At 72.7% G+C, this 13,442-nt stretch carries 1 protein-coding gene (cut by a window edge); it reads right to left on the minus strand.

Features of this window, described 5'->3' with window-relative positions; translation table 11 throughout:
• Positions 1-13,442 carry the final stretch of a hypothetical protein gene (locus tag L2C96_RS16395; RefSeq protein WP_237336811.1) on the minus strand. The gene runs 39,475 nt beyond the window's last position, so 13,442 of the gene's 52,917 nt are visible here — the last part of the coding sequence; the start codon falls outside the window, past its right edge — the gene reads right to left on this strand; it ends in the stop codon at positions 1-3.

The following is a 13,442-nucleotide window of genomic DNA, read 5'->3' on the forward strand; positions in this document are numbered from 1 at the left end:
TCACGTTACCGCCGGCTTCGTCGTCGTGATGCTCAGGTCGAACTCCTTGCGAACGTACCCGGCGTAGATGTCGACCGGGCGGTCCGCGGCCGGCATGGCCCGGAGCTCGTCCTCGGTGTACTCGCTCAGGTCGGCCTTGGCCACCTCGGCATTGACGCGGAAGTAACGCAGCCGGCCGCTGTCGAGCTGGGCGCGCATCTCCCTGGCGACGCGGCCCTCGTAGCCGCCGCGCTTCTCCATCGCGTCAAGGATGTTGCGCACGTACTGCGGGTGTCCCTGCTCGTAGCCGCCGTTGACGTTCAGCCCGGCGCTCGGGCCCTTCGCCTCCACGATCACGTAGTCGCCGTTGCCGTCGCGGTAAACGGAGTCGAAGTGGTTGGCGCCCCGGTCCGGGACCTTGACCGGCCGCAGGTCGCCCCGGCCCGACTCCCGGTACTCCTTGCGCAGGTCGCGCACCGCGTGCTCGGCCGCGATGTCGCCGAGCTTGTTGTTCCAGTGGTTGCTCGACAGGTCGTTGAACCCGGCCTGGTCGAACTTGTCCAGCGGCGTGGTGAACCGGCTGTCCGGCCGGTGCGTGCCCTTGATCGCGTCGTTCGCCTCGGCCAGGTACTCCTGGAGGCCGGGCCGCCCGGCCGCGAGCAGGTCCGCATCCGCGCGCCGCGCGGGCGGCAACGTGTCGCGGCGGCCGACCTTGCGGCTGCCCTCGATGGTTTCCGACTTCACCGGCGGCGCCTCGGTGTCGTGCACGACGAACCGGCCGTCGGCGAGACGTCGCAGCACCGGGACCTCCACCCCGCGGTACTTGACGGAGGTGCTCAGGCGCGGGAAGACGCCGTCGGCACCCATCTGCCGCCAGTAGGTGCGGAGGAACTCCGCCGCCTTGTCGCGGTCCGTGCCGTTGACGATGCTCAGGATTTCCTGGTGGACCTGCGCCTTGCCCGGAGCGGGAACACCGGCGGAATCCGCCCCGCGCAGGTTTTCGTCGAAGCGGTTCCACACCGCCCAGTCCTCGCCGCGGCGGCGCGTGCGTGGCGCGACCGGGTTGATGCCCGGGTCGGCGTTGGCCGGCACCGGCGGAACGGACTGCGCCTCGCCCGGAACCGGCGGTGGCGCCTCCCCGGGCAGCGGCGGAACCCCGTGCACCAGCGGCGCGCCGAGCTCGAGCATCCGGGCGAATACTCCGATGGTGGGCCGGACGGTCAGGTCCGGGATGTCCAGCCGGATCTCGCCGTCTTCCCACACCGGCGTGGCCGCCACATACACCCCGTGCTTGACCTGCGGCATCGTCGCCATCAGCGGCATCCTGGCGTCGGCGAGCGCCGGGAGCAGGTTCTCCAGCGCGGCGACGGTGGCGCGGAGGGCGGGCAGGTGGGACTGGGTCACCTCCAGGCCCGACACGGCCCCAAGCACCCGCTGCACGTGGTCGGCGTTGCCGAAGCGCGGCGCGGCCATCAGACCCTGGTGGATGAGCGCGTTCTCCACGGCCAGCATCCACCGGGGAGCGGACGGCGACGGCGGGATCTGAAACTCGTTCGGCACGGCCAGCTCGCGCACTCCGTCGGGGAGGTGCAACCGGACGAGGTGATCACCGGTGCTGGGCATCTCCGTCACCAGGCGCTGCCGGATGATCTCCGGCCGCGCTCCGGCCAGTGCCCGCAGCACCTGGTAAGCCACACCGGTGCGGCTCCCCTCGGCCTCGAGCCGGCGTGGGTCGAGCGTCTCCATGAACGGCCGTTCGTCGCGACGCCACGGCCAGTGCGGCTGTTCCGCGCTCCGGATCATCGGCCGGTACACCAGCGGATACGGATTGGCCGGGTGGCGCGGGTCCTGACGCGAGAGAACGGAGTCGAGCAGCTCGCCGAACGCCCGGTGCACGAGCACCATGCCGCTCTTGTCCGGGGTGTAGTAGAACTCGTGGTCCGCCAGCAGCGCGAGGGCTTCGCCGTTGTCCTGGTTGGCCGCGGTGTAGCCGGCCCGGGCAGCGGCCTGGTCCTGAGCCAACCGCACGGCGGGGTCCGCGACGCTGCTCCGCTCGGCGGACGGAATCCGGCCCCGCGCAGCCGGCTGGTAGCGCCGCAGGTCGACCGCCTGGCCGACGGGCCGGCGCAGGTGATGTTTCCGGACGAGCTCGGCGAGCACGGGAGTCTGTTTCGCGAACGCCCGCACCGCGTCGTCCGGCAGCTCCAGCGGCGTCCCTTCGGCCCCGGCGGACAGATCACGCGGCGCGGCGTACCGCACGGCGCCGGGGGAGAGCTCGTCCGGGAGTAGCGCCCCCAGACCACGCTCCCACTCCGCCGCCAGCGCCTCCTCGACAGCCTGCTCCGCGGGAACGTCCGGGTTCGCGTCGACGGCGCGGGCGCGGAAGGTCTCCAGGCCGCGCCGCAGCAGGGCCTGATCGCCGCTGACCGCGTGGAACCAGGCGACCAGCTGACGCCGGGCCCGCGGATCGGTCAAGGTCCGGTGGACCTCGCCCAGCTCGCCCAGCTGCTCGGGCTGGACCTCGGACGTGGCCAGCCCGACGGCCCGGGTGACCCACTCCGCGAGCTCGTGGTCCTGCGCCGCGCGGACGTACTCGGCGGTCGGGGGGAGCTGGCTGATCGGGCTGCGGGTCGTGCCGCGCAGCGGCACCGGCTTGCCGTCGCCGTCGATCACCAGCACGTCGGTTCCGTACTGCGTCGGGTAGTCAGGGCGGCGTGTCATGCGCTCCTGGGGCAGCAGCTGCCTGGGCCGGATCCGCGGGCCGATCCCGTACTTCGCGTAGATCTCAACGGTCGCCACGGCGGACTGTGCGGCGTTCGCGATGCGTGTGGCGCGTTCGCGGGTCCGGTCGGCGACCTCCCGGATCGTGGGCGGCCGCAGCGACACGCGCTTGCCGCTGATCACCTCGTCCGTCAGCCAGTACAGCGTGCCTTCGTGGTTGATCACGACGACCCCGGCGTGCGGCCCGTGCGGATCCTCGGTGAGCCGGTGCAGCATCACGGCGATCGCCCCGGGCTTGTCCCGGAGGGCGAACTCGATCGCGCTCGGCGCGTCGACGCCCGGATCCTGGCCGGGATAGGTGCGGAACCGCGCGCCGGTGACCTGTTCCACCCGGCCCGCGGCGCCCAGCTCGGAGCCGAACGGCTCGCCGTCGCGGATGCCCTGGAAGGCGGCCATCGCGGGGAGCTTGGGGCTGCCGAGGTGGTAGATCGACCGGGCGGCGAGGAACGTCTCGAACGCCGAGATCCCCGGCCGCCACAACAGGTGGGCCCACTTCTTCGGGTGCACCTTCTTCAGGAACGCGCCGGTCGCGTCGCTGATAGTCTCCGCAACCTTCTCGAGGGCGCGGGCGATCACCGGCCGCAGCCCGCCCGGCTCGTCGTAGGGTGCGTCGACCTCGGCGCTGGTGTCCGCGGCGCCGTGCGTGGAGTTCAGCAGGGCGAGCAGATCGGGCCGTACCTCGCCGAGGCGGAGCAGCTGGGCGGGGGTCAGCTTCTCGGCGTCGATCAGTTTCAGGACGTGATAGATCCACTCCTCGTCGGACATCTTGCTCGCCGGGTACCGCAGCGGTGTCGCGGTGGCCACGTCGGTGGGCAGAACCCCGAGCTCGCGTTCCCACATCGTGGTGAGCAGCTCGGCGACGGGGATTCCCTGCGACCGGGCGGTGCTCTGCAGGCTCCGTACCGCCATCGCGAACGCGGCCGGGTCGCCGGTCGTGTGCGCGAGGGCCCGCAGCTGCAGCCGGGCAGGCCGGTCGTCGACCAGCGAATTGTAGAGAGCGGCGACCTCGGGCGGGAACGACGTGGGGTGGGCCGCGACATCGTCGTTGATCATCTCGAGGACGTGGATCTGCTCGGCCAGGCTCTTCCAGGCGCCGCGATCGGCCTGGGGGATCGCCTCCAGGTAGCTCCGGGTGGGCGGACGGGAGCTGAGCTCGGACAGCTCCAGGCCGTTGATCGGCACGGCGGCGGCCACCGCCGCGGACCTGCTCGGTCCGCCGTGAACGATGACGTCGAGGGCGTACACGCCGTCCTCGTGCCGGTACAACGGTTCGGACGCGGACCTGGCGTGCGCGGGGTCGAGGAACACCGGTGACTGTCCGTCGCGGGCGGCGATGGCGGTGACGTGCGGTTCGGCGCCTGCCCGGTGCACCACGACGTAGGCGAACGCGTTGCCGCTGGTGCGCGCCAGGGCGTTTACGACTGTCTGGTAGGCGGCGTCGATCGCCTCGGCCCGCTGAGCCGGATCCAACCGACGCACGTCGACCAGGCGCTGGAACCGTCCACCACGGTCCTCGATGCGGCCGACCGGCTCGCTGCCCAGCGGCTTGCCGGGGTCGCCGTCGGCGAACCCGTCGAACGTCCGCCGCGCCGCGACGTCGATGTCGAGGCCGATCCAGTAGTCGTGGAGCACCATCGCGGCGTCGGCGTGCGCCAGCGGCCCGGCCGGGTCGGCCGGCCACGGCGCGAGCAGCCGCACCGCACGTGCCAGGTCGTCCGCGGTGCGCTCGCCGTCCTCGCTCAGCACCGCCTGCGCCATCGCCAGCCGCGAGCCGGGCGAGGGCACCAGGCCACCGCGCTCACCGAGCACCCGCGACGCACGCGCCGGCGGGAACGGCGATTCGCGCGTGATTGCGCGGACCTCGCCGCGGACGACGTTGTGCGCCGCCCACTCCGGCTCCGGAAGGCTGCGCTGCTCCTCCGTCGTCAGCCGGCGCAGCTCCTCGCGGGTGGCGAGGTCGAGGAGGTCTTCCTGCTCGGAGAGCAGAGCGCGGGTCAGCGGCTGCAAGTGCGCCTGGGCGATGGCGTCGAAATCCCGGCCCTCGGGCAGCGCGATCACGACGTCCCCGGCCTGCTCGGCCAGATCGCCCCTCACTGCCGCGTCCCCGTGCTCGGCGACGGCCTCGGCCTGCTGGAGCGCGAGCACGTCGAGGGTGAGGAGCCGTCCGGCCAGCGGGGCGTCGACGGCCGTCGCCTCGTCCGGGCCGCGCAACCTGCCGCGACGCAGCCGCTCGAGCCGGGTCTCGTGGCGCAGTTCGTGCCGCGCCTCGCCGAGCGGGCCGGCGAGCTCCAGCATGGCCTGATCCCGCCTGGTGCCGGGGTCCAGCTCGAGCCGGATGGTGGCGGACGGCCCGGCGGGACTTCCGGCGAACGCCGGCATCAGACGTGGACCGCGCCGGGTCCTGGCATCGCTGTAGTCCACCACGATCGGCACGCCCGACAGGTGGGCTTGCAGCTCCCCGTCCGTCCGGGACAGGTGCAACTCGGGCAGCAGCCGCGCGAGAGCGGTCAGTGCGAGGTGGAGCTGCTCGCGGTCGTGCCGGACTCGTTGCTCAACATCGTCCCCACGGCCGGCGCCGGTTCCCCCGTCCGTCGCAGCAGCACCGTCGTCCACCCGTTGCGGCGCGCCAGCGGTGTCGGGAACTCCACGGACAGGACCGTCCAGACGCGACCAGTCGCCGAGTCGGTCAGCGTCAGCCCCGGTTCGATCGGCTCCCCGTCCTCCGGCCCCAGTAGCCGAATCCCCGGGAACGCCGCCAGATCGTCCACCTTGGTCACCTGCAGCGTCGTCATCGCCGTCTCCTTCCCCGTTCTGGTGCCCCTCCGCTGCCGGCGCCCCGGCGCCGCGCACGTGCCGGTCGAGGTCGGACCACCGCCAGCCCTCCTCCAGCTGCTCGGCGCTGACACCGTGGCGCGCGAACACCTCGGCCGCCGGCGTGCCGTCCTCGAGGACTTCGCGCAGCTGCGCCACCGTCTGCGGCTCGTGCCAGCCCGCCTCCTCGGCGAACTCCAGCAGGTCGATCACCTGGCGCCGGCTGTACTCGGCCATCCGCTGCGCGAGGTAGTGCGCGAGCTGGTCGCGGTCCGCCGACATCACCACGCCGTCGTAGGCGTAGCCGCGGCGGAACAGGTCGAGTGCGATGAAATCCCCGCGCCCGAACCACTTGTTCACCAGCTGGTTCGCCCAGCTGGACAGGCCGCCCGCCAGCACGTGCAGGGCGAAGTTGCGCGGCCTCGGGTCCGGGCGCATCCCTTCGGTGGTGCCGCGGCTGATCGCGCTGCCGAGGTTGCCTGGTCCCAGCTCGTTGACCAGCAGCGCACGCCCGCTCGGCATGCCGAACGCGCCGCGGTGGAACACCTCGGTGATCCGGGAGATCAGGTCCAGCGCGGCGTCCACGTCCTCGCCGATGACGACGAAGCTCGAGTCGACGGAGTTGCGGATCACGCGCGTCGCGCCGCCGGGCTCGCCGGGCACGAACTGGAACAACAGGTGCTGCCGGTGCGCGCCGCGCAGCTTGGCGAACAGCTCCTTGGGGCCCGGCCGCGACAGCCGGTCGACCTTCAGGAGCAGCTGGTTGTCGCCCCGGTCCTCCGCGTCGGCCAGGTGCCGGACGCGGCGCGTCAGCTCACCGGTCTCGCGCATCCGGCGGATCTCTTCGAGCAACGTCCCGGGCGGGACCGGTTCGGGGCCGCGCCGGTCGAGGATCTCCCGCGCCTTCGCGCCCAGGACCGCGTCGTCGAGGTGGGCGGTGAGCAGTGCCCGGAGGCGGGTTTCCGCCGCCTGCGCCTCGGTGGCGGTCGCCCACGCCACGTCGTCCATCGCCCGCGGCGTGGCACCGGCGCCGGGCATTTCCTTGCGCACCTTGACCGCGAACCGCTCGACGGTGGCGCGGGTGGTCACGAACCTCATGGCGCCGTCCGCGGTCCGCTGGGCGGCCTCCGCGGCCGACTGCCCGGCGGCCGCGGTGTTGCCCTGTTCGAGGCTGACCGCGGCGTTCACCGCGCCACTGCCCGCGGCCTGCCCGAACGCGGCGGCGGCGAGCTGCCTGCTGCTCCTGCGATGCAGGTAGCGCTCGCGCATGAGGAGGTCGTCGATCTGCCGGTGGACCAACCGCGCCAGGTCGTCCGCGGGCAGGGTGCCCGCCCACTGCGCGGGCAGGTACGTGAGGAACTCCCGGACGTCGGTCGCGCCCCGCTTGTAGATGCCGGTGTGGCTCGTCATCGGCGCGGCCGTGGTGGGCAGCTCGTCGGAGACACCGATCGTGATCCGCAGCTCGCCCGGCAGCTTGGGAGTGTGCGGGCGCGGTTTGGCAGTGATGATCACCGTCAGCCCGTCACCCTCGCGGATCGCCGCGGCGATCTCCTCCTCGGTGAACGCTTCGCCCGCGGCCTTCCGCTTCGCCTGTTCCGCCGCTGCCACCGCCGTCTCGCGGGCGACGCGCTCCGCCGCTGCCGCCTCCGCCCGGGCCGCGGCGAGCTCCGCCTCGCCGGCCTCCTCCGCGGCGGCGACCGCGTTCTTGGCCGCCTCGTGCGCGGCTGCCGCCTTTTCGGCCGCGATCTCCTCCGCGGTCAGGAACCGGACAGCCTTCACCCCGGGGTGGCTCGCGGCACGGAGGACCATCTCCCCGGCCGCCTGTGCGATCAGCGCGGCCGGCTCAGCGGGCGCCAGTGGCCGCGCGGCTTCCGCGGGCAGGTGCGCGTCGATCTCCGCGCGCACGCCCCGGACGATCCCGTGCGCAGCGTCCATCAACCGCAGCGCCGTGTCCGCCGCCTGGATCTTGGCGCCGACGCCGATGATCTCCTGGAACCCCTGCTGCGCCCGGACGCCGTCCTCCCACAGCTTGTACGCGAGCATCAGGTCCAGCCAGTTGCGGTGCCGTGCCTTCACCACGCCGCCGCGGGCTCCGCCGCTGCCCGCGACCAGCGGTGCGATCAGCTCCGGGCTGCCCGCGGCGAGGTTGAAGGCGGTGGTGATCGCGGCTTCCATCGGCAACGTCGCGAAGTGCTCCTTCGCCAGGGTCGCCAGGCTGGGCTGGATCCACATCTGCTCGCCCTTGACCACGACGTCGACCAGCTGCTCGGACACGGCGGCCCGGATGGCGTCGGGCCCGGCGGAGTAGGTGTTGGGCGAGACGCCGATCCAGTAGCGCTGCTCCAGCGTGGGCACGTGCCCGCCCTTGAGGATCTGGTACGAGCGCTCGAGACCTCCCACCACCAGCGAGACCTTCAGCGTCTCGCCGCTCGGCAGCTCCAGCACGAGCGTGCCGGCGTCCCGGACGGACTGCTTGCCCGCGTCCCGCGCGGCGATCCGCTCGTCCTCCCAGCGCGCCGACCGCATCCGCTCGAACGTCCGCTGCAGATCGGTGCTGTACAGGTAGGTTTCCGGGAACTCGCCCGCCGCCAGCTGCGCCGCGATCTCCGCGCCGGCCTGCCCGACCAGTTCCTGGAACTCGGCGAGTTCCGCGGTGGTCAGCCGGGCGGGCAGCTCGGCCGGGGGCACGTCCGGCATCCGGTTGCCGGTGAGTTCGGCCAGAGGCTGCAGCGCCGTGGCGGCTTCGCGTGCACCCTCGGCGATCGAAGTCGCGGTGGGGCCGATGCCGCCGCGCATGAGGGCCGCGTCCTGGAGCGCGAAGTCCATCAGCGCGTTGATCAGGTTGGCGTACGCGATGTAGTCCGCGACCGGGCCGAGGACGACGGACCAGCCGAGGTAGACCCCGCGGCCGACGAGGAACACGGTGCTGAGCCCCTGGCCGGCCAGCAGGGACGCGAGCGTCCCGGCGGCCACACCCGCACCACCGCCGAGCTGCGCCATGAGCGCGGCTCGGATCTGCACCGCGGCGTCGGGCAGCTCCGACCGGTAGGCGGAGACCTGTGCCTCCAGGATCCGGTCCCGGGCGTCGTCGGCTTCCGCGCGGGTGGCGTCCGGCCGCACCGCGACGACCGACTGGGCCGCGTGGACCCACCGCACCGGCACCGCCGCCGGCATCGGCAGGTTCACGCCGTCGGTGGGGTCGGTGCCGTGCTCCCGGACGAACTCCTCGAGGTCCTCCGCGGTGGAGATGGTCACCCCGAACCGGTCCTCGATCCAGTCGGCCTTCCTGCGCAACCGGAACTCGGCGGCCAGCGGGTGCGTCCCCGCCTCGATCTCGGCGAGCGAGGGCCCCACGATGGACTGCAGGGTGAACCCGGCGCGGGGCAGCCGGCCGCCCCGCGAGTCTTCGGTGCCCGACCACCAGTCGACCTTGTCGACGTTGTGGTAGGACCGCTCGACGGCGGCGAGCCGGTCGGGCGGTTCCTGCTCGTGCACGGGGGTGTACAGCGACGCGACCGGGAACTGGTCGGTCTGCGTCACCGACACGTGGTAGATCCGGTCGTCCAGCACGCCCTTGGCGCCCGGGAACCCGAGGCCCTTCTCGCGCAGGCTGGACAGCCAGTGCGCGAACCCAGGCGCGGGGTGCTCCTCCGCGGTGCGCAACTGCGCGAGCAGTTTGAGCATCGCGAAGGCGTCGGTGCTCCGGCCGCGGAAGCGGGGGTGCGTCAGCAGGACGTCCTCGAGGAGGTTGAACCTCGCGTCGCTGCGACTGATCGCCTTGTTCAGCCCGAGACCGTGGTCCTGGCCCGCCGCGTCACCACTCACCAGGCGCTTGAGCTCGTCCTCCAGGGTTCGGAGCTCGGCCGCCGCCTGCCGCACCGCCGGGTCGGAGTTGTCCGCGAAGTCGCGAGCCCTCGCGCCGGACAGATCCTGCGCGGTCAGGGACCGCACGATCCGCTGGTGGTGCTCGGCGAGGTCGAACAACCGCTGGACGGCGGCGAGGTCGCGTTCGGACAGTCCCGCCACCGTCAGCTTGCCGCTGGTGCCGACAGGGTCGGGGCGCAGCGCCCGGGGCGCGTCCTGGTCCGGGTCGATGTCCTCGCCGTGCGCGACGAGACGCGGGTGTTCCGCGTACACCCGGTCGAGCGCCTGGTTTTCCCCGGCGAGTTCCGACAGGGCGGCGGCGAACGGGACGTGCAGCTCCTCGGCGCGCTGGAGCTCGCGTTCCAGGCGCGACCGCGCGGCTTCGGCGCGCTGCTCGGCAATGGTCGCCGAGGCGCCGTCCGGCTGCGGCCGGCCGCTCGCCCGCTCCTGCTCGACGACCTGGCCCCACAACGTGTGCTGCGCCAGCGCGACCGCGGCGCGTTCCAGTTGCGCCTGGTGGTCGTCCCGGGCGGTTCGGATCTGCTCCAGCAGGCCGGCGAGCCGCCGGTACCGCTCGGTGAGCGCGAGGTCGGCCTCGCTCGCACCGGTCTCGCGCCGCGCCACCAGCTCGGCGACCTCGCGCGACAACCGCTCGGCGCGCGCACCGATCGAGTCCAGCAGGCCGATCATCGGGGCCGCCAGTTCCTCGGCGCGCTGCATTGCCGCGATCGGGTCGTCCGCCCGTGCGGGAACCGCGGCCAGCGCTGCCCACCCGCGCTGGTGCGCCTCGGCGAGCGTGATCATCTCGTCGAGCTGCGCCCGCACCGACCGGTCGGCCGCGAAGTCCTCCGACGGCGCGGGACGCCCGCCGTGGAACAGGTACTTCACCGGCTCGCCGTCGCCCGGATCGGGCAGCTGGTCCGGCTCGGCGACCGGCGGCCGCGACGGGCGGCCGTGCAGGCGGTCCACGGCGGCATCCGCGTGCGCCTCGGCATTGCGCTCCAGCGCGTCGACCAGCGGCTTGGTGGGCACGACCCCCGCGCGCAGCTGCGCGGCGTGCGCCAGCTCGTGGGCCAGCACTCGGACCAGCGTCTCGACCGACTCGAACGCCTCCGGCATCAGCCAGATCGCCCTGCCGTTCAGGTGCGTCGGCGTGACACCCTTCTGGCCCTCCTCCCGCATCGTCCGGGCCAGCTCGGCGTCCTGCACCATCCCGATTTCGACACCGGTCGCGTCGAGACCCGCCCGCGCGGCGACCCAGCGAACCGTCTCCGGCGAGACCTCCAGCGGGCCGGACGGCAGCTCCGGCAGCTCGGTGACCGCGGTGGTGCCGCCGGTGTGCTCCTCGATGAGCGCACGCACCGCGGGTTCGCTGAACCGGCGACCGGTGCCCCACAGCTCGTGCGCCTTGTTCAGTTTCGCCGTGAGGTCGGCGACCAGCACGTCCTTGCGCGCGTCGGTGGTCGCCGTGTCGGCGAAGGCCTCCGCGACCCGCGCGGTGTCAACGAGGGCCGACTTGATCCAGGCGTGGTTCTGGTAGCGCGGCAGGTCCTCCTCCCACCCGGCGATGGCCTCGGCGGGCATCAACCGGGTCCAGCGCTCCATCAGCTTCGCGTGTTCGGCGTCGGAGTAGCCCATGTAGTAGAGGTGGTTCGCGAGGTCGGCGACCGGGTCGCCGTACAGCGCCAGTTCCCAGTCCAGCACGGCGATGTCGTTCTCGCGGACGAGGATGTTGCCCCGGTGCAGGTCCATGTGCACCAGGCCGAACCGGCGCCGAGTCAGCTCCTGCCAGCTGTCGCGCACCACCGCGAGCGGATCGTCCGGCACGCCGAACGCGTCCAGCAAGGCGCCGTGCTCGTCGGCAACCTGGTCGTGCACCGTCTCGGTCATGTCGGACAGCCGGCGCGCGAAGCCCGCCGTGTCCCCGCTGGCCGGCCAGCCGGCCGGAAGCATCGGCAGCTCGGCGGCCACGGCGTGGCTGGCCTCGGCGAGCAGCGCCGCGATGCCGTCGAGCAGGTGATCGGGTGCGGCCTCGTCCGTAGCGAGGAGCCGACCGTCTTCGAACGCGTGGACCTGACTGCCGCCGAGCGACTGCCACATGCGAGCGGCGTTCGACACGAACGCGTTCCGGGCGGCCGGGGCCATCGCCTGGTACAGGTCCGCCTCGTGCCAGATCCGGAGGTCCATGTAGGTCGCGTCGGCGGCCGGGACGCGGACGATCACCTTCCCGAACCCGGTCCGGACCATGACGTTGGTGTTGTAGTTCCCCGCGAGGCCGGCGCCGTCCTGGGCCTTGGCCATGGCCAGGGCGATGACCGTCTCGCCCCACTTCTCCCGCAGCTCCTGGTGCGCGCGATCGCGGTCGGCCGGGTGCACGCCCTGCTCCCGCATCTCGTCCTCGATCAGCGCCAGCAGCTCAGCAGCTTCGCGCTCGGCGAGCGCGGGCGGCTGGTTGTCGCGCACGTGCTGGTCGAGGTCCGCCCACGTCCAGCCGTCGGGCAGCTGGTCGGCCCGGACGCCGTGGTGCACGAACACCTCGGCGAGCGGGCGCGCGCCCTCGGCGAAGACGTCGCGCATGATCTCGATCGTCTTCGGGCTGTAGAAGCCGGCCACCTCCGCGAACTCCAGGAAGTCGAGCTGGCGGCGGCGCAGGTGATCGGTGATCTGCCGGGTCGCGTAGTGAGCGAGCTGGTTGCGGTCCTCGCCCATCACGGCGCCGTCGTAGCCGTAGCGCAACCGGTTCTGCTCCAGCGTCAGGAACTCGCCGCGGCGGTTCCAGCCCGCCGACAGGACGTTGAACAGGACCGACACCTTCGCGGTCAGCACCTGCATGGCGGCGTGGAAGAGGTTCGTCGCCGGCCCGATCCACGCGGTGAGCAGCCGGGCGAGGAGGTTCGGGACGTTGCCGGTGGCCAGGTCGCCGTACATCAGGTCGAGCATCCCGGGCACACCCGTGTACCCCAGGTGCGCGGCCTTGACGAGGAGGGCCATCAGCTGGACCGCGGTCTCCGGGTCCTCGCCCTTGATCAGGTAGGCGGAGTCGTAGCTGTTGACCACGAGGTGGGTGGGGGCGCCGGGCACGCCGGCCTGGAACCGGAAGATCAGTTGCTGGCGGTGCGCGCCCTGTGCCTTGGCGCCCAGCTCCCACGGCCCGGGATGGCGGACCTTGTCGATGTAGAGCACGAGTTCGCCGCGGCCCATCCGGCGCGCCATGGCCAGGTGCTCGATGCGGCGGGTGAGCTCGCCGCTCTCGATCATCTCGTCCAGCTTCGAGATCAGCGACTCGGGCTCCGCGAACTCGGCGTCCCGGCGCGCCAGGATCTCCCGTGCCTTGGCCCCGAACTCGGGGTGGTCGGCGTAGGACGCCAGCACCTCCCGCAGGTTCTCCTCCTCCCGGCGGATTTCGCGGGCCGTCATCCACGCGAGGTCGTCCATCGCCCGCGGGGTCGCGATGAGCGGGCTGACCTCCTTCTGCATCCGGATCGACAGGCGCTCGAACCCGCTGCGGCCGGTGACCATCCGCATGATTCCGTCGAGCGTTTTCTGGATGACGTCGGTGACGGTCTGGCCCGCGGCGGGGATGTTGTCCTGCTGCAGGCTCAGAGCGACGCTCATCCCGCCGCTGCCCGCCGCCTTGCCGCCGGCCGCGCTGCCCAGCTGTCCCATCGACCGCGGGTGCAGGAAGCGCTCCCGCTCGACGAGGTCGTCGGCCTCCCGGTGCATCCACTCCGTGAGCTCGGCGGCGGGCAGCCGGGTGTCGCCCGTCGTCCACTGAGCCGGGAGCAGCACGTTGAACTCGCGGACGTCGGTCCGCTCGCGCTTGTACACGCCCGCCCGAGTGACCGCGGGCATGGTCGGCACGGGCAGTTCGGCGCTGACCCCGATCCGGAGCCGGATCTCCGCGGGGATCTTCGGGGTCCGCATCCGGCCCTTCGCCAGCGCGACGAGCGTGAACGACCCGCCACCGGCCTCCAGCGCCTCGGCCTGCTCGAACCTGATTTCCCCGG

This window comes from Amycolatopsis tucumanensis (genome assembly GCF_021654135.1).
GTDB lineage: Bacteria > Actinomycetota > Actinomycetes > Mycobacteriales > Pseudonocardiaceae > Amycolatopsis_E > Amycolatopsis_E tucumanensis.